The following is a 22,941-nucleotide window of genomic DNA, read 5'->3' as shown; positions in this document are numbered from 1 at the left end:
CAAGTAAATTGCAAAAAAAATACTGATGAAACGCTCCAAATTTTTCCTCTTCCTTCTCATTTTTTCTATATCTATTTGTGTAACCAATTGTGGTGATGACGATAAACCAGCGCCTCCACCTTTAGATACGGATGGTGATGGCATCAGTGATGAAGATGATAATTGCTTAGATATTGCAAATCCTGATCAGAGTGATTTAGATAACGACGGTATCGGAGATCTTTGTGACGATGATATTGATGGCGATGGTGTAGTAAATACCCAAGACAACTGTCCAATGATGGCTAATCCTGACCAAGAAGATGCTGATAATGATGGGGAAGGTGATATCTGCGATAACGATACGGATAACGATGGAAGAGATAATGATGAAGACAACTGCCCTGACACACCAAACCCAGATCAGGTTGATACAGACGGAGACGGTTTAGGTAATGAATGTGATGACGATGATGATGGTGATGGCATCATTGATGATATGGACAACTGTCCATTAGTAGCGAACCCAGATCAGGCTGATCTAGACAACGATAACATTGGTGATGTTTGTGATGATGATAGAGATGGCGACGGTATTGCCAACGATGCTGATAATTGCCCAGACATAGCAAATCCAGGCCAAGCAGACAGCGATGGTGATGGTTTAGGAGATACCTGTGACGATATAGTAGGAAATAATTTCCCGCTTTACACGTGTGAAGACGGAATGGCAGGGCCTTACCCATGTAATGGCATGGACGTTATGGGCGCTATCGATGCTGAAACTTTAGGAGGCAACCCAAATACGGAAGGTAGTGATATTTGGGGGTGGACCGATCCTTTAACAGGAAATGAATATGCCCTTATTGCCATGACTAATAGTACTGCCTTTGTTGACGTTACTGACCCAATGAATCCAGTGTTTTTGGGTCGACTCAACTCTAATGCAGGCACAAATTTTTGGCGAGATGTAAAGGTATATAACGATTATGCGTTTATCGTTGCTGATGGTGTTGGTGCTCACGGTATGCAGGTATTCAATCTTGCTAAACTGAGAAACGTTACATCACCTCCAATGATCTTTACAGCAGATGCCGTTTATAATGGTGTTGGCAGTTGCCACAATATTGTCATAAACGAAAGTGAGGCCGTTGCATATCTTGTAGGCTGTTCTTCGACTAATGGCGGCGGTCCAATTTTTGTGGATATATCAAATCCGGTGAATCCAACATTTTTAGGAGATTATACGGCTGGAGGTTATTCGCACGATGCTCAAGTTGTGACTTACAAAGGGCCAGACACAGATTATACTAATAGAGAGATTTACATAGGAAGTAATGGAAATACTGATAAAGTTGTAATTCTTGATGTAACAGATAAAAACAATATTATTCCTATTAGTGATTTTACCTACCCACAAACATCTTATGCGCACCAGGGTTGGTTTACGGAGGATCAAAAGTATTTCATCCTCGGTGATGAAACAGACGAACAGGCCTTTGGATTTAATACCAAAACATTAATCTTTGATTTTACTGATTTAGACAACCCGGTTGAGCATGCCAATTACTTTGGCCCAACAAACGCCATAGATCATAATGGGTACGTTTTGGGGAATGAATACTACATGGCCAATTATAGAGCTGGGGTACGTTTGATAGACATATCCAATATCAGTTCTACGAGCAACCCTATGAGTGAAACAGCATTTTTGGATACATTCCCGGGTAGTGATAGTGCAAGCTTTAATGGGGTTTGGAGTGTTTATCCTTATTTCTCGAGTGGCATCATCATTGCGAGTGATATTGAACAAGGCTTACTGATTCTAAGAAAGAGCCAATAACACTTGCTTATGGCGTCCCGAATTTCAATAGCAGTACTTCTTATAAGTATAAATCTCATGGCTTGTAAAAGCGATGACCCTAATGGACCTAGCGATATTTCTGGGTCAGTCGCTTTTGTGAAAACCATTGGAGGGAGCTTAAATGACAGCGGGCAGTCTATAATTTCCACGACAGATGGCGGTTACGCTATCCTTGGATTTACCCAAAGTATGGATGGTGATATCAGTGATAAATCGTCCGAAGACTTTGATTATTTTCTGCTTAAATACAATGCCACTGACGAACTCCAATGGTCAAAAACATACGGTGGTACTGGTGATGATAGGGGTCGGTCAATAATTCAAACTCTAGATGGTGGCTTTGCTATTCTAGGAACGAGTTCTAGCAATGATGGTGATGTTTCAGGTAACTCAGGGTTTCAGGATTATTGGTTGGCAAAGTTGGATACTTCAGGAAACCTCCAATGGCAAAAATCTTATGGTTTTCAAGGGAATGATAATGGTATTTCTGTCATTCAAACTAACGACTCTGGGTATTTAATCACAGGAGTTTTGGATGTAACGGCTTCTGGCGGTGCAGGAAATACCTCATCAAGGTCTTCGGAAAGACATGCAGGTGGTGATTATTGGGCTGTAAAATTAGATGCTTCTGGCGACTTAGAATGGAGCCAGTATTATGGAGGTAATTTCACGGATACTCCTGAAGGCGTTGTACAAACAGACGATGGTGGGTATATTATCGCAGGTGGCTCTGATAGCGAAGACACCGATATTTCTTCAAACCTTGGAACCTACGATTTTTGGATTATAAGAATTTCTTCAACAGGAAATCTTATCTGGGAAAAATCCTTTGGCGGTTCTGAGATTGATGAAGCAAGAGCCATAGTCGCCTCTGGAGATGGAAATTTTATCATTGCCGGCGATACCAGAAGCAACTCCAACGACATATCCAATAACAATGGCGGTGCCGATTTATGGCTTATTAAAATAGCTCCAGAAGGAGAATTACTTTGGGAAAAAAATATTGGAGGCACCGATTTTGATGTCGCTAGAGCCATTTATAAAACTCAAAACAATGGCTTTTTATTGGCCGGAAGCTCAAGAAGCAGTGACGGCGATGTATCGGATAATAAAGGACAGAATGATGCCTGGGTTTTAAAAGTGAATTCAAACGGAGAGCTTCATTGGGAAACATCCGTTGGTGGTAGCAATATTGACTTTGCCTACGGCGTTACAGAATTAAATGATGGTAATATCATTGCGGTTGGAGATACCACAAGCAATGATGAAGACATCTTAGAGAATAAAGGATTTACAGACCTACTCCTTATAAAACTACAGAACTAATGTCAAGATTTGCCCCCGTTTTAATTATAGCGCTTCTTTTATATACCTGTGGTACGGACGAAGACGATACCGTTTCAACAGATGCTATGGTCACTCTCAATTTTACGCACAATTGGGATGGAGAAACGGTAACTGATGCTGATTTTAGCACCATTAAATTCGCCAATGCCAACGGCGAGATGTTGAGTATTGAACGCCTGCGGTATTTGGTGTCGGACATCAGGTTTTCGAATAGCAATAACGAATTTCTAACCTTCGATATTCATCAACTCATTGACTTATCTATCGAAAATAGCCTTAGTTTAACACTTCCTGAAGCTGTTCTTAAAGGCAATTACACCAATGTTTCTTTCAATTTTGGATTTGACAACGAAGACAACGCTGAAAACTATGTGGATTTAAATTTGGCCTCATTCAACGTGCCGGATATGTTGGGTGGCGGTTACCACTACATGCAATTTGACGGGAAATTCCTTAACAGTAATTCTGAAGAACAAGGCTTTAATTATCATGCCATTCGTGCTGTAGACAATCCTGGAATGAATCCAACCTTTCCTCAAGACACATTTTTTACAGTCAATTTAGGCGCCATTAGCCTTACTGACGATGCTTCACTAACTGTTGAAATGAATATCGCCGAGTGGTTTAAAAGTCCTAATACTTGGGATTTAAATAGTCTGAATACGGTTTTAATGCCCAATAGCTCAGCACAGATTGTGATATCTGAAAACGGGCGAAACGTGTTTAGTTTAGGAACCGTAACACAATAGCTCATGAAAAACTGGCGGTTACATAGTATTTTTATTTTACTGCTAGTTCTGTCCTCTTGCTCCAGCAAGGACGAAGGCTATGAGCCTGTTCAACCTGTTGGCCCTACAGCATTAGAATTACAAGTCCCTCAAATTTTTTCTGACAATCTTTTGGCGCCACTGATTCCCAATGATAACCCACAAACCGTTGAAGGTGTTGCCTTAGGAAAACGTCTCTTTTTTGACCGAATTCTCTCCTCAGATAATTCCGTTGCATGTGCAAGGTGCCATGTCCCTAGAAAATCCTTTACCGATAATGCACAGTTTAGCGCTGGCGTTAACGGAACACTTGGTTCAAGAAACTCCATGCCTCTGTTTAATCTCGCTTGGAATTTCTCTGAACGCTTTGCTTGGGATGGCAAGGAACTGAGCTTAGAACGTCAGGCTTTGGAACCCGTACAAAACCCTGTTGAAATGCATAGTAATTGGGAAGATGTTGTGGTAAGACTTCAAAATCATTCAGAATACCCGGACTTATTTGAAGGCGCTTTTTCAACATCAACAATCACGACAGAATTAGTCACAAAGGCTATAGCGCAATTCGAGCGCACCTTGATTTCTGCAAATTCAAAGTTTGATAGAGTAACCCTTGGTCAAGAAGAATTGACCCCGCAAGAACAGAACGGGTTAAATGTTTTTATGGATGAAGCCCGTGGCGACTGTTTTCATTGCCATGGAAGTCCCAACAATCCTCTATGGACGGACAATGCCTTTCATAACAATGGCTTAGATTCAGAATTCACGGACTTAGGCTTGGGCGCTGTAACTGGCGACCCTGCTGACAGTGGTAAGTTCCGTTCACCGTCATTAAGAAATCTATCATTCACGGCGCCGTACATGCATGACGGGCGTTTTGCCACATTGGAAGAGGTCATTAACCATTACAGTGAAGGTCTTCAGCCCTCAGCAACAATTGACCCGCTGATGAAGAAAGTGGACGAAGGTGGCGTACAATTATCAGACCAGGACAAGGCCGATTTACTAGCCTTTTTGCTGACTTTGAATGACCAGTCCTTTATGGATAATCCAGATTTTCAGAATTAGCAAATTTTCTTATTTGAATCCCCAGGAATATGCAACCTGTCGGATTAAGTCATGAGACCGGCCTAAATGTGATATTTCTTCAAGATTTATAAGAACGATTAGATTTGAAAAACCCTTCAAACTGATTTAAATCTTAAAGAAAAGTGTATTTCATCGAAAAAATATGCTTTTTAACCAAGTGATTGAATTAGATGTCTATATTGTTCGTCCCTAAATCTTTGAATAGCAAACTATGCAACCTTCAACCAACACGGACTTGTCATGCCTTGTTTTTGGTCATAATTATTTCAAGTTTGAAACTGAAAGAGGACAAGCCTTGCTCATTTGCAAACACTGCAAAACCAAGACCAATTTGGATGATAATGGTGATTTTGAAACAGAAGCGTCTTCAAACCTTAGACTTCAAAATACCTTGAAACAGTTATTCGTTTTAAATAAGAGATTGGCACTTAAATAAACATTCCAATTTAGTAGTTCTACATCTTCAAATTCATAGGCAAATCCTATCAAAGTATATCCTAATATAATGTTAGTAAATATTGCTAAAGCCTAGTTATATCGTATATTTGCGTTTTATTTAGAACTAATCTATTTAACGTATATGATTAAAGTTTCTGACACTGCCAAGAACAAGGTTGTGGAACTCATGAAAGACGATGGCTTTGACCCAACAACGGACTACGTTCGCGTAGGCGTAAAGAGCGGTGGGTGTTCTGGCTTATCGTATGATTTGAAGTTCGATAAATCACAAATCGATGGCGATAAGGTTTTTGAAGACAATGAAGTAAAAATCATCGTCGACAAAAAGAGTTTCTTGTACTTAATAGGAACCACATTAGAATATTCTGGAGGACTCAACGGAACCGGGTTTGTATTTAACAACCCAAACGCCAACCGTACTTGTGGTTGTGGCGAGTCTTTTTCATTATAACATTTAAAACTCAACTATGAGTAAGTATACCGAAGACGATTTACGGGAAGAATTAAAAACCAAGGAATACGAATATGGTTTTTATACAGATATTGAATCTGACACCTTCCCCGTTGGTCTTAACGAAGATATTGTAAGAGCGATTTCCAAGAAGAAGGAAGAGCCCGAATGGATGACCGAATGGCGATTGGAAGCCTTTAAAATTTGGCAAGATATGGTAGAGCCAGACTGGGCAAACGTCAACTATCAAAAGCCCGATTTCCAGGCCATCTCCTACTATTCGGCACCAAACAGCAAACCTAAGTACGATAGTATTGACGAGGTTGACCCGGAGCTTTTAGCCACTTTTGAAAAGTTGGGTATTTCGCTAGACGAACAAAAGAAATTAGCTGGTGTTGCTATGGATGTTGTCGTAGATTCAGTTTCTGTAGCTACTACATTCAAAAAGACCTTGGCTGAAAAAGGTATTATTTTTATGAGTATCTCAGAAGCCATTAAGGAATACCCGGAACTTGTAAAGAAACACCTGGGGACCGTCGTTCCGCAAAAAGACAATTACTACGCCGCTCTTAATTCGGCAGTATTTAGTGATGGCTCTTTCTGTTACATTCCTAAAGGCGTAAGATGCCCTATGGAATTATCAACATATTTTAGAATTAACCAAGCAGGCACGGGCCAATTTGAACGTACACTGGTCATCGCAGATGAAGGGTCTTATGTATCATACTTGGAAGGCTGTACAGCACCGAGCCGTGACGAAAATCAATTACACGCCGCTGTGGTGGAGCTCATTGCCATGGATGATGCGGAAATTAAATATTCAACCGTCCAAAACTGGTATCCTGGAAATGCCGAAGGTAAAGGTGGTGTTTACAATTTTGTGACCAAACGAGGTTTGTGTGAAACCAACGCCAAGATTTCGTGGACACAAGTAGAAACCGGAAGTGCGGTTACGTGGAAATATCCATCATGCGTTTTAAAAGGGGATAACTCGGTTGGGGAATTTTATTCTATTGCCGTAACCAACAACTATCAGCAAGCCGATACAGGAACGAAGATGATTCACTTGGGGAAAAATACCAAGTCAACAATTATATCTAAAGGTATTTCTGCTGGAAAATCACAAAACTCCTATCGCGGTTTGGTTCAGATAAATTCCAGAGCCGAAAACGCACGAAATTTTTCACAATGTGATAGCTTATTGATGGGTAACGAATGTGGCGCACACACCTTCCCATATATTGAAGCAAAGAACAAAACCGCACAAATAGAGCACGAAGCCACAACCAGTAAAATTGGGGAAGACCAAATTTTCTATTGTAACCAACGTGGTATTGATACCGAGAAAGCCATTGCTTTAATCGTCAACGGTTTTTCAAAAGAAGTATTGAATAAATTACCGATGGAATTTGCTGTAGAAGCTCAAAAGCTATTGGAAATTTCATTGGAAGGCTCAGTAGGTTAACCAACAAACTATTCATTATGAAAAAACTCATTTTATTATTCGCAATTTTAGGCTTCACGTTTACTTCATGTAAAAACGACAAATCTGAAAACTCAGAAACCGAAACCGTAGAAGAAACCAAGAAAGAAGGCGTAAAATTATACACCTTAGACGGAGGAACCGTACAAGCCAATATGCTCGAAATATTTTCACAAGACACAACGTATACCGGTCAAAGCAAAACCTTCGCAGATGCCTTTTATATCATTGAACACCCTAAAGGACGACTGTTATGGGATGCTGGTTTAGCGGAAGGTTTAGTTGGTCAAGACCCTTATACGACACCAGATGGTGCATTTACCGTATCACGTAAGGATTCTGTTGTATCACAACTGTCCCAATTGAATTTAACGCCAAACGATTTTGATTTTATTGCTGTGTCTCACACCCATTTTGACCATACGGGGTCTGCTTCAAAATTTGCGAATGCTATTTGGTTGGTTCAAGAAACGGAGTATGATTTTATTACAAGCGAAGAACAGAAAAAAGGCGATAATTACCCATCCATTGCACCGCTAACCAAGGTTGAAAAACTAAACGGCGATTTTGACGTTTTCGGAGATGGAACGGTTATGATTAAATCCATGCCAGGCCACACACCAGGACATCAAGTCTTATTCTTAAAATTAGAAAATTCTGGTAATGTTTTATTGACTGGCGATTTATACCATTTTGAAGAAAACCGTGAAAGCAGAGGCGTTCCAAGTTTCAATTTTGATGTGGATATGACCTTGAAAAGCATGGAGAAATTTGAAGCTTTTGCCAAAGAAAACAATGCTGATGTTTACATTCAACATAGCGTAAAAGACTTTAATAGATTACCAAAATATCCTGCATATTTAGATTAAGATGATAAAGAGACTATTTGTATTTAGCTTTTTAGCTATTGTTTGTTTAGGTTGTAAAAATGAACCTAAATCCGAAGCCAATTTAGAAGAAGGAGAAGCAACAGCATCCTACGACCAAAACGATGGGCTGATTACTATGAAAGGTGAGTTTGTCTATTTTGCTGACGCCGCTGTTTTGCAAACAGCAAACGACATTTATGGTGTCGTCATCGACCAGAACATGCACAAATTAGATGAGAAAGCTAAAGCCTTTAAAAAAGAAGCTACGGATATGGTGCCAGTTATGGTACGTGTGAAAAAGTTTGCCAAACCCGAAGGTGAAGAAGGCTGGCCATTTAGAGTTGAAATTAAAGAAATTTTAAAAGTAGAAGCACCGAATCCTAATCAGGATGATGTTATAAAATTAGAAAACTAAGACTATGTTAAAGATAAAAAATCTGCACGCTAGCGTAGAAGGTAAAAGTATTTTAAATGGGATTAACCTTGAGGTTAAAGCTGGGGAAGTCCATGCCATCATGGGCCCGAACGGCTCTGGTAAAAGTACCTTGGCCTCTGTTATTGCAGGGAAGGAAGAGTATGAAGTTGAAGAAGGCGAAATTCTTTTAGAAGGCGAAGACATTGATGAGCTTGGCCCGGAAGAACGCGCTCACAAAGGTATCTTTTTATCCTTTCAATATCCGGTAGAAATCCCTGGGGTTTCTGTGACCAACTTTATGAAAACAGCCATCAACGAAACCCGTAAGGCTAAAGGTTTGGAAGATATGCCAGCGAATGAAATGCTAAAAATGATTCGTGAAAAATCTGAGATGTTGGAGATTGACCGTAAGTTTTTATCACGTTCAATCAATGAAGGTTTTTCAGGTGGGGAAAAGAAGCGTAATGAGATTTTCCAAATGGCCATGCTAGAACCGAAATTGGCGATTTTAGATGAAACCGATTCAGGTTTGGATATTGATGCCCTTCGTATTGTAGCTAGCGGTGTCAATAAACTAAAAAGCAAAGACAATGCTGTGGTCGTTATTACACACTACCAGCGTTTGTTAGACCATATTGTTCCAGATTACGTACACGTTTTGTACAACGGAAAAATCGTAAAATCAGGAACAAAAGAATTGGCCCACGAACTAGAAGCCAAGGGTTACGATTGGATTAAAGAAGAAGTTGAAGCGTAATAGACTGTCATTCCTGCGCAGGCAGGAATCTCATGAACATTATGTAAAATTTAAAAAGATTCCTGCCTTCGCAGGAATAACAAAAACATGGATTTAAAAGAAAAACTAGTCGCCTCATTTTTAGCGTTTGAAGAAACGGTAGATGTACATGCGCCTATTCACGATATACGTTCCGAAGCGATTAAGACCTTTGAAAACGAAGGCTTCCCTACAAAAAAGGAAGAGGCTTGGAAATACACATCGCTAAATGCTATATTGAAAAATGATTTCAGCGTGTTTCCTAAGCACGAAGAAGCATTGGATTACAAAGATGTAAAGCGTTATTTCATTCACGATATTGATGCGTACAAGATTATTTTCATTGATGGAAAGTACTCGTCGCACTTATCGCAAACCACACATGATGGTATTGATGTTTGTTTGATGTCTTCGGCTTTGAGCAAGGATAAATACCGCCCGATTATTGATAATTATTTCAATAAAATTGCATCGAAAAACAGTATAAGCTCCTTAAATACAGCATTTTCACAAGAAGGCGCTTACATCCATATCCCGAAGAATAAATTGGTGGATAAGCCAATTCAAATCATTCATTTCTCAACAGGAAACGAGTCTGCCTTGATGTTACAGCCTCGAAATTTAGTGGTGGTTGAGGAGAATTCGCATGTTCAGATTATTGAGCGTCATCAGAGTTTAACGGATAATCCGGTTTTAACCAACTGTGTGACTGAGATTTTTGCGGAGAAACGCGCTATTGTGGATTATTATAAAATTCAGAATGACCGACAATCAGCATCCTTGATTGATAGTACCTTTATTAATCAAAAAGATGAAAGTTTAGCAAAAGTTCACACCTTTTCATTTGGTGGAAAGCTGACGAGAAACAATCTGAATTTCTACCAAAACGGTGAGCGCATAGACTCTACCATGAAAGGTATTACCATTATTGGCGATAAGCAACATGTAGACCACAACACCTTGGTGCATCATATTGAGCCTAATTGTGAAAGCCATCAAGATTATAAAGGTATTTTCTCCGGTAATTCAACTGGTGTTTTCAATGGAAAAGTGGTGGTTGAAAAAGAAGCGCAGAAAACCAATGCGTTTCAGGCCAACAATAATATTTTAATTAGCGACAAAGCAACTATCAACACCAAACCTCAACTTGAAATTTTTGCGGACGACGTAAAATGCTCTCATGGTTGTACCATTGGCCAATTGGACGAAAGCGCCATGTTTTATTTGCGTTCTCGCGGTATTCCAGAAAACGAAGCTAGAGGTTTACTGATGTATGCCTTTAGTAACAATGTTTTGAACTCGGTAAAAATTCCTGAAATCAAACAACGTATTACTAAGCTAATCGCTAACAAGTTAGGTGTAAATATTGGGTTTAATCTTTAATGTTTAACGTAGACAACATACGCAAAGATTTCCCCATACTTCAACGCGAAGTCAACGGCAGACCGCTCATTTATTTAGACAACGCCGCAACCTCGCAAACACCACAACAGGTGATTGATGTTATTGTAGATTATTACAGCAATTACAACGCTAATATCCATCGCGGTGTGCATAGTCTGAGTCAAGAGGCAACGGATGCTTACGAGCAAGCACGTGAGAAAATTAGAGCGCATTTTAATGCGAAGAAATCCCACGAAATTATTTTCACTTCCGGTACTACCGACAGCATCAATTTAGTCGCAAATGGTTTTTCTTCAATATTAGAATCGGAAGACGAAATCATCGTTTCTGCCCTAGAACACCATAGCAATATTGTGCCTTGGCAAATGCTTTGTGAACGAACGGGAGCACGCTTGAAGGTGCTACCAATGGATGAAAATGGTGAACTCCTTATCGATGAGTTAGATAATCTCTTGAGCAATAAAACCAAGTTGGTGTTTGTCAATCATATTTCCAATGCATTGGGAACTATCAACCCCATTAAGACCATTATTGACAAAGCCCATAAGGTTGGCGCCGCTGTCCTAATTGATGGAGCCCAGTCTTGTCCGCACATAAAACCAGATGTACAAGATTTAGATGTCGACTTCTACGTTTGCTCAGCCCATAAAATTTGTGGCCCTACGGGTGTCGGGATGCTTTACGGAAAGGAAGAATGGCTCAACAAAATGGAACCTTACCGTGGTGGTGGTGAAATGATAGACCAAGTATCTTTTGAAAAGACAACCTATGCCGGCCTACCACATAAGTTTGAAGCTGGTACACCAAACGTCTGTGGTGGTATTGCTTTTGGCGCCGCTATAGATTATATGAATTCTATCGGCTTTGATAACATCGCCAATTACGAAAACGAACTACTCCACTACGCCACAGAACAACTTCTGGAGATTGAAGGTCTTAAAATCTATGGCCCAAAAGAGTTAACCCATAAAACGTCTGTTATTTCCTTTAATGTCAGAAATATACATCCATACGATATTGGCACCCTACTCGATAAAATGGGTATTGCCGTGCGGACAGGACATCACTGCGCTCAACCGATTATGGATTTCTTTAAAATCCCTGGTACCATTAGAGCGTCGTTTATGTTCTACAATACGAAAGAGGAAATCGACCAATTTGTGGCATCACTCAAAAAATCGATTCTCATGTTGAGTTAATTCTTGCATAATTCAAAAATCAAAAAAGCCTGAAAGAGAATATTCTTACAGGCTTTTTTTGTGTTTATACAGTTCATCGAAAAATTTCCGTAATAGTTAAGATTTTCTTAAAATATTTTAAAATTTATTATATATTCGACGGAATTTTAACCCAAAAGACAATATAAAATGAAAAAATCCCTATTAGGAATGGCAGTGATGGCGCTACTTTTCACAGGTTGTAACAATGACAACAATGAGTTACAAGAAGAGCAAGCAAAAGTGGACATGAGCGACTTTTACCTCTACACAGAAGCTGGAGAAAACGGTTCTACGTCTAGAGCAGCTGTTTCTGGAAAAAATTGTGCATCTATGGATGTTCTTAATCGTCAATTGAATGAGAATCCAGGTCTTTACAAAAAGATGTTTGAGATTGAAGAGCAATCTCGTCGTTTTATGGCAACTGCTAAGCCTAAAGGTGGTAACGGTGGCGGACCAGGTGGCCCTGGAGGTGGTGATGGCGGTTCTGGTGGCGACGATGTCGATGTGCAACCAATCGCAGACAACCTAGGAGTTATTAATATTGACGTAGATATTATCATAGTTGCTCCAAATTCTAGTTCTGTGTCGTCTCAACAAGTTAATTCTCAGATGGCGACTTTAAACGCGGATTTTAGAGACACAAACGTAAATCAGTTGCCAAGCGGCACTACATTTGCTAATGACGCTACTGATGCTGGCTTCTCTTTCACATTGAGAGACGTTTACAGATATGATGACCCTAGAACATCTTGGGGAACTAACAACGCTGTTAAATCTGCGTATCCACGACCAAATGCTAACCGCTTAACTATGTGGATTTGTCCAATAGGCGGTGGTATTCTTGGCTATGCCCAATTCCCAGGAGGAAATTCTTCAACAGACGGGGTTGTTGTAGACCCAGCTTATTTTGGAAATACTGGAGGTAACTTCGGTCTTGGAAGAACCATGACTCATGAAATTGGTCACTGGCTAAACCTACGTCACATTTGGGGCGATGGAAGATGTCGTCAAGATGATTTTGTTGCTGACACACCATCTTCCGACGGACCAAACTATGGTTGCCCAAGCTATCCAACGGTTAACTGTAAGACTCCTGACATGACTATGAATTACATGGATTACGTCAACGATGCGTGCATGTATATGTTTACAGATGGTCAACGTAACAGAATGCGTGCTCTTTTCCAAACCAGTACCTCTCCAAGAGCATCTTACTTAAATTAATTAAGAAAAAAATAAAATTAAGAATAAGAGCGCCAAATGGCGCTCTTTTTTTGTTTATGGCATTATACATGATAGTCTTCAAATTGTAATATCTTTACTAAAAGCCATTTATCATGAAATTTCTATTTAGCCTTTTTGCCTTAATGCTTGTTGTTAAGGAGTGTGATTCCAATAAAAAAGAACAATTAAATGACGAAGTTAAAGCGTCTTCAAAAATTGAACAGATGGATAACCTGATTATTAATTATACAATGCAAAGTCGGGGAATGTATGAAGCAGTGACCATAACCAATGAAACTATTAAAGTTTCTGGAAGAGATGAAAGCAATTCTAAAGCATCAGCACTACCAGAGGCAGAATGGCAACGTCTACAACAATTGGTATCACAACTTAATTTAGAAAAATTATCACAACTCAAAGCACCTACTGACAAACGCCTTTACGACGGGGCTCCAATGGCAACCTTAAAATTAGAACGCGACGGGAAATCTATTGAAACACCAACCTTTGACCATGGCCATCCACCAGCCATGATTGAAGACTTAGTGAATAAAGTGTTAAGTCTTAAGGAAACGGCGACAAAAGACTAGAGATTCGTAACTTTGCAGAAATTTTGAAGCATGACAATTGAAGCCATACAAAATGAAATAATTGACGAGTTTTCCATGTTTGATAACTGGGAAGACCGCTACCAATATATGATAGATTTAGGCAAGTCTTTGCCTTTGATTGAAGAACAATACAAAACCGAAGACAACATCATTAAAGGATGCCAGAGCAAGGTTTGGGTGCATGCAGAAATGGACGATGACAAAGTTAAATTTACTGCAGATAGTGACGCTATAATTACAAAGGGCATCATTGCAATTCTCATCCGTGTATTTTCTAACCAGCACCCCAAAGACATCTTAGAAGCAGACACGGCTTTCATTGATGAAATCGGATTAAAAGAACACTTGTCACCCACTAGAGCCAATGGCTTGGTGAGTATGATAAAACAACTAAAAATGTATGCCATTGCATACCAAACACAATTGAATTAATGAGCGATACCACAATAGATATAAACGCATTAGGTGAAAAAATAGTAAATGTTATAAAAACCATTTACGACCCAGAAATCCCTGTAGATATTTACGAATTGGGCCTGATTTACGACGTATTTGTCAACGAGGACTACGATGTAAAAATCCTGATGACTTTAACCACACCTAACTGTCCGGTTGCAGAAACTTTGCCTTTGGAAGTTGAAGAAAAGGTCAAGTCCCTAAAAGACGTTAAGGATGCTGAGGTAGAAATAACGTTTGACCCACCTTGGACGCAAGACCTGATGAGCGAAGAAGCCAAATTAGAATTAGGCATGCTGTAATATGGCAGAAGAAATTGTGAATAGAGTCGCCAATAGCAAGCTCAAGGTTATTGATTTGGAGCAGGTATATCCTGAAGGAAAACGCATTGTTTTTGACCTCAAGGATTGGCTATTTCAGGAATTGGTTTTACGCGAAAAAGACTTCAGAGCTCATGTCTCTGGGCACGATTGGTCACAATATAAAGATGCTTACGTAACCTTACACTGTTCTTCCGACGCCATAGTGCCAGATTGGGCGTTTATGCTCGTTAGTATTGCACTAGAACCTTTCGCCAAAAAAGTGGTCTTTGGTGATTTGGAGACTTTAGAATCCCTGATTTTTTCAGACGTCATAGCAGATTTAAATCTCGAAGCTTATCAAGATGCTCCCGTGATTATAAAGGGGTGTTCTAATAAACCCATTCCATTAAACGCCATGTTATTACTTACTACAAAACTGAGGCCTATTGCCCGTTCCATAATGTTTGGGGAGGCCTGTTCTTCTGTGCCACTTTACAAGAGAGCCAAGTAATTAAATTCCTTTTTATAAATTTACGCAACTAAAACAGTTACCAATCCATACATTTTAAAACTTATAATCATTAATCACATGAAAAAATTAAGTCTATTACTGTGTTTCTTTTTTGTTGTGACTAGTCTCTCGTTTGCACAGACCAAAGAAGAACTCGAAGCTCAAAAAGCTGAAAAACAAGCCGAAGCCGACAAGTATCAAGCGGAGGCCAATGCACTTCAAGCACAAATTGATGCCCTTCCCGGTTGGCGCACTGGTGCCTTTGGGGTTATTGGCGGAAGTATTTCAAACTTCAATAATTGGTATGCGCAGGGCGCACCAAACAACAGCTCTGGTAATATTGGCTTTACGCTCAATGGTTTTGCCAATAAAATTGAAGACAAGTATTTTTGGAGAAATGCTTTAAATCTTAATCTCAATTGGGTAAAGCTAGATGACAAGGACAACCCAGATGATGACGACAGTTTTCAACCAACCACAGATGTTTTTAATTTAACCTCCTTATACGGAAGACGACTAAACGAAAAATGGGCCGCTTCAGGTTTGGTAGAATACCGTACAACAATCCTTAACAACTTTAATAACCCAGGTTACCTCGACGTTGGTGTTGGTTTTACTTGGACACCGACCAATAATTTGGTTGTGGTTATTCACCCATTAAACTACAACTTTGTATTTGCTGAAAACGATGCCATTTTTGAGTCGTCCTTGGGTGCTAAAGTTGTGGCAGATTACACGAGACAATTAGGCAAGATTAATTTTAAATCAAACCTTTCTTTGTTTCAGAGTTATGAATCTTCCGACTTGTCTAACTGGACATGGATTAATTCATTCAGTTACAAACTTTGGAAAGCTATTGGTGTTGGATTCGATTTTGGTTTAAGAAACAATAAACAGGAAGCTTTAGACTACGCAATCAATACTTTAGGCGATACTGATGCTACGTTTGACAATGTGGATAATGACCTTCAAACCTACTGGACTTTAGGATTGAGTTATAATTTCTAGAGAAACATTATATTTTAGTACGAAAACCAACAGTTGAAAGATTGTTGGTTTTTTTATTTGCTTTCATCTTCAAGCTCTTCGTATCTCGGTGTTTTTCTACCAAAAATCTTATCGAAGAAGTTTTCTGGTAAAGGTCTAATAACGTTGGCACATTCTAAATCCTCTCGGACTTGCTTCCAAGGGGAATCAAATTTTGCAGAGGTGATACTGTCGTAGTTTTTATCATTATTCAATTTTTGATAAAATTTAGCAAACATAGGTAAAGCCGAATTTGCCCCTTGTCCTTGACTCGTTGAACGAAAACCGATGGCATGATTGTCGTTCCCCACCCAAGTTAATGTTACCAAAGAGGGAGTTAACCCGACAAACCAGCCATCCTTGTTGTCTTGGGTTGTTCCTGTTTTTCCTGCAACATCATTTCTAACACCATAAGTATAACGTAAGCGAGATGCCGTGCCACTATTTACAGTTTCTTTCATCATTTCTAGCATCACTTGGCGCGTATATTCCCTAAACGCAGGTTTTTTACTCTGCTTGGCTTCAATGGACACCAAAACATTACCGCGCCTATCTAATATTTTGCTAATGCTGTAGGGCTGTACAAACTTACCATTGTTAACGTAAGTGGTGTAGGCTTTGGCCATGTCTAACATGGTGATTTGAGCCGTTCCTAAAGCAATTGAAGGCTCTTTGGGGATGGCCTTGCTAATTCCCATAGTATTCGCCTGTTCTATAGACCTTGTTATCCCTACATCATTGATTAATTTCACGGCTACCGTATTTACGGAGCGACTCAGTGCGTACTTCAAACTATATTCAGACAATGAATCTTCCTCCTCTCCCATACCACCAGAATTTTTTGGCATCCAATTATTATACTCTGGATATTTCACGGGTTTTGCCTCGTAATAGTTACAGGGGTCCATACCACTTTCAATCGCTGTAGTATAAACAATAGGTTTAAATGTAGAACCTACTTGACGTTCAGCCTGGGAAACATGGTCGTACTTAAAATAATTGTAATTTATCCCACCGATGTAGCTTCTAATGGCGCCCGAAGAGGGCTCAATAGAAACCATGCCTGTGTTCAATAACTTTAGGTAATTACGCAGACTATCCATGGCACTTGCTTTTCTTATGGTATCATTCTCCCAAGACCACAGTTGAATGTCTCGTTTTACGTTTAAGGAATCCTTGATTTGTTCTTCGCTTAAGCCACGTTCTTTATACATCTTGTACTGAGGCATAATTTTTATCAGTGGCTCTAATAATTTTTTATCTCTAAACCAAGGCGCCCATTTACCGTAGGAGCGTTCAAAATCTTTTTGAAGTTTAGATAAGTGCTCTTCCATTGAGGCTTCGGCATAACTCTGCATGGTGTAATCTAGAGTCGTATGTACAATGAGACCGTCTTTATATAAATCGTATGGTCGCCCTGTTGGGGATTTTAAGGTGTCTAAAATCGAGGCCAATTCGCGCTTTACATGTTGTCTAAAATAAGGGGCAATACCGTCATTCTGGTTAAAAGACCTAAAATTGAACTGAGGTTCTCTGGCCATGTAAGATTCTAAAGAATCTGATGGAATGTAGTTGTACTTCGCCATTTGACTTAAAACCACGTTACGGCGTTCCACGCTTCGCTCCGTATTGGTTCTAGGGTTGTAATAGGTATTGGCCTTTAAACTACCTATCAGTAATGCAGATTCGTCGACAGTTAAGTCTGAAACCGATTTATTAAAAAACCGTCTTGAGGCACTTTCAATCCCGAAGGTATTATCTGGAAATGGCACTGTATTCAGATACATTTCTAAAATCTCTTCCTTAGTATAATTTCGCTCTAAACGATTCGCAATAATGGCTTCCTTAAATTTATTAACCACAATGCCCAATACTGGATAATGCTTTCGTCCGTAGAGATTTTTAGCGAGTTGAAGCGTAATTGTACTTCCTCCTCCAGACGATTTGTCTTGCATTAAAATCGTTTTGACAAAAACCCTCGCTAAACTCACATTATCAATCCCTCTGTGCTCAAAAAATCGTGTATCTTCCGTCGAAACCAAGGCGTCAACTAAATGTTTTGGAAAATCCTTAAATTCTGAAGGTTGTCGGTCATAGATATAGAACTTACCGATGAGTTGTCCGTTTCTATCTAGAACTTGGGTAGATTGTTCGTTTCTGATATCGCGCAATTCCTCAGAACTTGGAACATGCCCAAAAGCACCAAAAAATATACTGAAATAGAGTCCTGTAAAGAATAATACGACCATACATCCCAAAATCAAAGGCCATTTAATCCAACGCTTTCGGGTTAAAATATGGGCTTTAGCTATACCGCGTTCGAATTTGCTAAAGATGGGCTTAATCTTATTAATATAGGGCTGAAATTTACTCATTTCTATTATTCAATATCTTCAACATCGGGATACAGAAATTCATTGTATGGAAAGCGTGTCACATGGATTTCCCTAACTTCTTTATAAACCCGTTTTCTAAAATCTTCCATGTTTTCTTTATTCAATGCCGAAATAAATAGGGCATTATCGCCAATACGGCTCATCCAAGTACGTTTCCACTCTTCTATAGAATAATGGATTTCTGAACGTTCTTCAATCAGGTCATCATCATCATAAGGTTCAGGTTGGTAAGCATCAATTTTATTAAAGACCATTATGGTTGGCTTGTCTTTGCTTTCGATATCATCTAAAATCTGATTAACCGAATCGATATGTTCTTCGAAATTAGAATGTGAAATATCTACGACGTGCAACAACAAATCAGCCTCCCTAACCTCATCTAATGTACTTTTGAAGGATTCTACCAACTGCGTCGGCAACTTCCGAATAAACCCTACGGTATCACTGACCAAAAAAGGCAGGTTGCCAATAACCACTTTACGAACAGTGGTATCAAGCGTGGCGAACAACTTATTTTCTGCAAAAACATCACTTTTTGAAATGACATTCATCAAGGTCGACTTCCCCACATTAGTATAACCGACCAAAGCAACACGCACCAATTTACCTCGGTTACCCCGTTGCACGGCCATTTGCTTGTCAATGGTTTTTATCTTGGCCTTGAGCAAGGCAATCTTATCACGGACAATACGTCTGTCGGTTTCAATCTCTGTTTCCCCTGGTCCACGCATCCCGATGCCCCCTTTTTGACGTTCCAAATGCGTCCACATACCCTTCAATCGTGGTAGTAAATATTCGCACTGCGCCAATTCTACTTGGGTACGTGCATAACTAGTTTGGGCGCGTTGTGCAAAAATATCGAGTATAAGATTGGTTCTATCTAATATCTTACAGTTAAGGATTTTACTGATGTTTCGTTCTTGGGCTGGGGATAATTCATCATCAAAAATCACGGTGCCAACGTCATGCTCCTTAACAAACTCCATGACTTCATTCATTTTACCGCTTCCGATAAATGTTTTAGAGTTGGGCATATCCAATTTTTGGGTGTAGCGTTTTACAACTTCGCCACCCGCTGTGTAGGTTAAAAATTCAAGCTCGTCCAAATATTCCTTGGACGTTTCTTCGTCTTGTTGTTGGTTGATAATCCCTACCAAAACGACCTTCTCTAAACTAATATCTTTTTTCTCTAGCATGAACTGAATTAAAGCGCAAAGTTAGTGAATTGCAAACGGTCGGTTAACTGTATAAATCTTATATTTATCCTTAACACCGACCTTATGGAGCATACCATAGCTTTTTATAATATTGAAAATCTTTTCGATATAGAAAACGACCCCTTAACCAATGATGATGATTTTCTGCCTAATTCACAAAAACGTTGGACAGAGAAACGCTATCAAAACAAACTACGAAAATTGGGATTGGTTATTGCGCAGATTGGGGAATCTATTGAAGATGGACATCCTGCAATCGTTGGGCTGGCAGAGGTGGAAAATTATAAGGTCGTTGAAGATTTAGTGAATAGTCAACATCTCAAAGAGTATAATTATGGTATTGTCCATTACGATTCGTCGGACGAGCGCGGTATAGATGTCGCATTGATTTATGACCAAACCAAGTTTACCGTCACCCATTCTGAAACCTTTAATGTATTCTTGGTAAATCCTGAAGGTTTAAGAGACTACACCAGGGATATTCTTTTGGTTTCGGGAGAATTGGAAGGCAAACCGCTTCATGTCATTGTTAACCATTGGTCCTCTCGCCGAGAAGGTACCGAAGCCACGGAATACAAACGTTTGGGCGCCGCAGATGTGGTTAATTCTATTATTCGCAACCTGAAAGATGAAGACCCCAAAGCAACAGTTGTAGTAATGGGTGATTTTAATGATAATCCAGATTCCAATAGTTTGAAATCCCTAGAGTTGCAATCCCAACTTTACAATCCGTTTAAAACCATTTGGACTAAAGACAAAGGCAGTAATACGCATTATTTTGAATGGAATCTCTTTGACCAAGTATTAATTTCAAATTCGGTGTTTAGTCCAGAATCAGACATAGACTTTGAAAAAGCCGCTATTTTCGATTCAAAATTTTTGACGCAATACCAAGGGAAATACAAGGGCGAACCCTTTAGAACCTATGCAGGAAAGCGCTACAAGGGTGGGTATAGTGATCATTTTCCTGTATATCTTAAACTAGACATTACATCCTGAATATGAAATGTTATTGCCTCATTGTATTTTTATTTGGCGTAATGACACTTCAAGGTCAACAAGATCCACAGTATACCCAATACATGTACAATATGGCGGTATTGAATCCTGCCTATGCTGGTAGCGACGAGGGGATTTCTTTGGGTCTATTATACCGAAACCAATGGACAGGATTTGATGGAGCTCCAGAAACGGCAACACTGTTCGGGCATTCTAAATTAGGTGGACATCTCGGTTTGGGCCTCTCCTTAATTGCCGATGAACTCGGCCCGGTTAAAGAAACCAATCTCTATGCGGATATTGCGTATCAATTGAAGCTGGATGATACGCACCATTTGGGCTTGGGTTTTAAAGTGGGTGCAACGTTTCATGATATTGGTCTTAATAACCTCACGGTTTTTGACCCTAACGACCCATTTTTTTCTGAAAATGTAAATAGCACAACCCCTAATTTGGGTGCTGGAGCATTCTTATATTCGGATAGCTATTATCTCGGTGTTTCAATTCCTAACCTTTTGGAGTCCGTGCATCTCAATGCCAACGGCAGTCAGTTGGGAACGGAACGGCAACATTTATTCATTACCGGTGGCTATGTGTTTGAACTTACTAAAACCCTAAAATTAAAACCATCGTTTTTAGTGAAATCTGCATTTAATGCATCCACCTCTTTTGATATCAACTTGAATGCCCTATTTTACGAAAAACTAGAACTTGGCGCTAGTTATCGTTATGATGACTCAGTATCCGCACTAGTCAATTTTGCAATAACCATTGATTTAAAAATTGGATACGCTTATGATGCCATCACTTCGAGATTACGACCATTTGCGCCGTCCTCTCATGAAATATTTGTGACCTATCGCTTCCTTACAAAACCGAAAGATCGCCGGATTAAGTCCCCTCGGTTTTTTTAATCACCAATCTTTAAACGGGTACTGACTCAAATACGAATTGTAATACCGCTTATCACCAGTCACTTCCTCACCCAACCACTCTGGTTTTATAAATGCTTCGTCCGCAGACTGTAACTCTATTTCCGCTACAACCAAACCTTCATTTTCCCCATGGAAGACATCGACTTCAAAAATATGATGTCCTGATTTTAGTTCGTATCTGGTTTTGTAAATAATGCCTTTTTCGCATCGTTGAAGTAAGGCTTCGGCATCTTTTGGATTGATTTCGGTTTCCCATTCAAAACGTGAGAGGCCACCATCTGTAGACTTTCCTTTTATAGTTAGAAAGCCTTTGCCTCTTTTCAGTCGCACACGTACCGTCCGTTCTGGATCCCGGTTTAAAAAGCCTTGTTTTATACTATAACTTGTCAAAGCATCTTGTTTAAAGGCTTCGGACTTAACCAAAAATTTTCGTTCTATTTCAACCGCCATTAGTTTCCAAAGGTTTTTAATTGATCAGACTCGTAACGTCCTGAAGGCTCTTCAGAATTTGCCAAAAACAACATGGCGTTTGCAATGGTTTCAGGTTTAATAGATTGATATTTCTTTAAAGGTCCAAAAAGCAAAGGATTGATAATGCTCATAAAGAGTTTTCCGATGTACTCTCCAGTTCGCTTTTCGTCACGCTTACCACCAATTAATGAGGGTTGAAGCACGTAGGTGTTTTCAATATTCTGAGCCAAGACATCACGCTCCATCTCACCCTTCGTTTTGTTATAAAAGACAGAACTATTTGGATTTGCACCCATAGATGACATCACCAAGAATTTAGAAACAATATTCGCCTTAGCGGTCTTTGCGGCTTCAACAGGAATGCCATAATCAATTCTTCGATAGAGTTCCTTGTCCGGCGTTTTCTTCAAAGTCGTGCCAATACAACAAAACACCTCATCGGCTTTAAAGTTGGGAGCAAAGGTGTCAAATTGTATTAAATCAACGATATATTCTTTCAATCTGGGGTGTGATTTTCCGACTGAATTTCTGTTAAAGACTTTGATTTCAGAATAGCGGACGTCTTCCAATAACTTCTCTAAAAGTATCCCACCAGTTAATCCTGTTGACCCTAAAATAATGGCTGTTTTTCCCATAGTGCGATTGGCTTTACCAAAGATATGGTAAATTTGAAT

At 39.5% G+C, this 22,941-nt stretch carries 24 protein-coding genes; 20 read left to right on the top strand and 4 right to left on the bottom strand.

Going from position 1 to position 22,941, the window contains the following annotated elements; genetic code table 11:
- The first annotated feature begins 25 nt into the window (after positions 1 to 25).
- The 18 genes from ACFOSX_RS03840 (at position 26) to ACFOSX_RS03755 (ending at position 16,231) form a co-directional block, all read left to right on the top strand.
- The gene (locus ACFOSX_RS03840) at positions 26 to 1,822 is read left to right on the top strand and encodes a choice-of-anchor B family protein (protein ID WP_386097194.1); all 1,797 of its coding nucleotides are present in this window, start codon (positions 26 to 28) and stop codon (positions 1,820 to 1,822) included.
- A gap of 57 nt (positions 1,823 to 1,879) precedes the next feature.
- Entirely contained in the window at positions 1,880 to 3,169 is a 1,290-nt protein-coding gene (locus ACFOSX_RS03835) for a hypothetical protein (protein ID WP_386097192.1), read from the top strand.
- On the top strand, positions 3,169 to 3,939 hold the full coding sequence (locus ACFOSX_RS03830) for an MbnP family protein (protein ID WP_386097190.1): 771 nt from the start codon (positions 3,169 to 3,171) through the stop codon (positions 3,937 to 3,939). Before ACFOSX_RS03835 ends, ACFOSX_RS03830 begins: the two co-directional genes overlap by 1 nt.
- A gap of 3 nt (positions 3,940 to 3,942) precedes the next feature.
- On the top strand, positions 3,943 to 5,022 hold the full coding sequence (locus ACFOSX_RS03825) for a cytochrome-c peroxidase (protein ID WP_386097188.1): 1,080 nt from the start codon (positions 3,943 to 3,945) through the stop codon (positions 5,020 to 5,022).
- A 232-nt stretch (positions 5,023 to 5,254) separates the two neighbouring features.
- The gene (locus tag ACFOSX_RS03820; RefSeq protein WP_386097186.1) at positions 5,255 to 5,479 is read left to right on the top strand and encodes a hypothetical protein; all 225 of its coding nucleotides are present in this window, start codon (positions 5,255 to 5,257) and stop codon (positions 5,477 to 5,479) included.
- 144 nt (positions 5,480 to 5,623) lie between these two features.
- A complete protein-coding gene (locus ACFOSX_RS03815) occupies positions 5,624 to 5,953 on the top strand; it encodes a HesB/IscA family protein (protein WP_386097184.1) in 330 nt (109 codons plus the stop codon).
- A 16-nt stretch (positions 5,954 to 5,969) separates the two neighbouring features.
- Positions 5,970 to 7,418: a Fe-S cluster assembly protein SufB gene (gene sufB, locus ACFOSX_RS03810; protein ID WP_386097182.1), complete on the top strand. Its 1,449-nt coding sequence runs from the start codon at positions 5,970 to 5,972 to the stop codon at positions 7,416 to 7,418.
- A gap of 17 nt (positions 7,419 to 7,435) precedes the next feature.
- Positions 7,436 to 8,305 (top strand): N-acyl homoserine lactonase family protein, encoded by an 870-nt coding sequence (locus ACFOSX_RS03805; RefSeq protein ID WP_386097180.1) that lies wholly within the window; start codon positions 7,436 to 7,438, stop codon positions 8,303 to 8,305.
- A 1-nt stretch (position 8,306) separates the two neighbouring features.
- The gene (locus ACFOSX_RS03800; RefSeq protein ID WP_386097178.1) at positions 8,307 to 8,720 is read left to right on the top strand and encodes a hypothetical protein; all 414 of its coding nucleotides are present in this window, start codon (positions 8,307 to 8,309) and stop codon (positions 8,718 to 8,720) included.
- A gap of 4 nt (positions 8,721 to 8,724) precedes the next feature.
- Complete coding sequence (sufC, locus tag ACFOSX_RS03795; RefSeq protein WP_386097176.1) at positions 8,725 to 9,477, top strand: Fe-S cluster assembly ATPase SufC; 753 nt, start codon at positions 8,725 to 8,727, stop codon at positions 9,475 to 9,477.
- Positions 9,478 to 9,564: 87 nt separating this feature from the next.
- Entirely contained in the window at positions 9,565 to 10,878 is a 1,314-nt protein-coding gene (gene sufD / locus ACFOSX_RS03790; protein WP_386097174.1) for a Fe-S cluster assembly protein SufD, read from the top strand.
- Entirely contained in the window at positions 10,878 to 12,098 is a 1,221-nt protein-coding gene (locus tag ACFOSX_RS03785; protein ID WP_386097172.1) for an aminotransferase class V-fold PLP-dependent enzyme, read from the top strand. Before sufD ends, ACFOSX_RS03785 begins: the two co-directional genes overlap by 1 nt.
- Before the next feature lie 168 nt (positions 12,099 to 12,266).
- A complete protein-coding gene (locus ACFOSX_RS03780; protein WP_386097170.1) occupies positions 12,267 to 13,343 on the top strand; it encodes a M43 family zinc metalloprotease in 1,077 nt (358 codons plus the stop codon).
- Positions 13,344 to 13,456: 113 nt separating this feature from the next.
- Positions 13,457 to 13,933 carry a hypothetical protein gene (locus ACFOSX_RS03775; protein WP_386097168.1) on the top strand — a complete coding sequence of 159 codons (477 nt, stop codon included), beginning with the start codon at positions 13,457 to 13,459 and terminating at the stop codon, positions 13,931 to 13,933.
- Between the two features lie 30 nt (positions 13,934 to 13,963).
- A complete protein-coding gene (locus ACFOSX_RS03770) occupies positions 13,964 to 14,386 on the top strand; it encodes a SufE family protein (RefSeq protein ID WP_386097166.1) in 423 nt (140 codons plus the stop codon).
- On the top strand, positions 14,386 to 14,712 hold the full coding sequence (locus ACFOSX_RS03765; protein ID WP_386097164.1) for a DUF59 domain-containing protein: 327 nt from the start codon (positions 14,386 to 14,388) through the stop codon (positions 14,710 to 14,712). Before ACFOSX_RS03770 ends, ACFOSX_RS03765 begins: the two co-directional genes overlap by 1 nt.
- A gap of 1 nt (position 14,713) precedes the next feature.
- Positions 14,714 to 15,223, top strand: a complete 510-nt coding sequence (locus ACFOSX_RS03760; RefSeq protein ID WP_386097162.1) for a DUF2480 family protein — start codon at positions 14,714 to 14,716, stop codon at positions 15,221 to 15,223.
- 78 nt (positions 15,224 to 15,301) lie between these two features.
- Positions 15,302 to 16,231, top strand: coding sequence for a DUF3078 domain-containing protein (locus ACFOSX_RS03755; protein WP_386097160.1), 930 nt, complete (start codon positions 15,302 to 15,304; stop codon positions 16,229 to 16,231).
- A gap of 53 nt (positions 16,232 to 16,284) precedes the next feature.
- Here the strand turns inward: ACFOSX_RS03755 and ACFOSX_RS03750 are convergent, their stop codons facing one another.
- Together ACFOSX_RS03750 and hflX are read right to left on the bottom strand one after the other, a co-directional pair.
- Positions 16,285 to 18,624, bottom strand: coding sequence for a transglycosylase domain-containing protein (locus ACFOSX_RS03750; RefSeq protein WP_386097158.1), 2,340 nt, complete (start codon positions 18,622 to 18,624; stop codon positions 16,285 to 16,287).
- A gap of 5 nt (positions 18,625 to 18,629) precedes the next feature.
- Positions 18,630 to 19,841 (bottom strand): GTPase HflX, encoded by a 1,212-nt coding sequence (gene hflX / locus ACFOSX_RS03745; RefSeq protein WP_386097156.1) that lies wholly within the window; start codon positions 19,839 to 19,841, stop codon positions 18,630 to 18,632.
- Between the two features lie 84 nt (positions 19,842 to 19,925).
- Between hflX and ACFOSX_RS03740 the strand changes: the two genes are divergently transcribed.
- A complete protein-coding gene (locus ACFOSX_RS03740; protein ID WP_386097154.1) occupies positions 19,926 to 20,861 on the top strand; it encodes an endonuclease/exonuclease/phosphatase family protein in 936 nt (311 codons plus the stop codon).
- A gap of 2 nt (positions 20,862 to 20,863) precedes the next feature.
- Complete coding sequence (locus tag ACFOSX_RS03735) at positions 20,864 to 21,775, top strand: PorP/SprF family type IX secretion system membrane protein (RefSeq protein ID WP_386097152.1); 912 nt, start codon at positions 20,864 to 20,866, stop codon at positions 21,773 to 21,775.
- On the opposite strand, the gene ACFOSX_RS03730 is transcribed toward ACFOSX_RS03735, so the two are convergent.
- Positions 21,776 to 22,246 (bottom strand): CYTH domain-containing protein, encoded by a 471-nt coding sequence (locus ACFOSX_RS03730; protein ID WP_386097150.1) that lies wholly within the window; start codon positions 22,244 to 22,246, stop codon positions 21,776 to 21,778.
- Entirely contained in the window at positions 22,246 to 22,902 is a 657-nt protein-coding gene (locus tag ACFOSX_RS03725) for a nucleoside-diphosphate sugar epimerase (protein WP_386097148.1), read from the bottom strand. The genes ACFOSX_RS03730 and ACFOSX_RS03725 overlap by 1 nt, the downstream gene beginning before the upstream one ends.
- Positions 22,903 to 22,941: the final 39 nt, after the last annotated feature.

The organism is Winogradskyella maritima (assembly GCF_042650215.1).
Classification (GTDB): Bacteria; Bacteroidota; Bacteroidia; order Flavobacteriales; family Flavobacteriaceae; genus Winogradskyella; species Winogradskyella maritima.
Note: the sequence above shows the minus strand (reverse complement) of the source record. Positions and strands in the feature narration are given on the sequence as shown.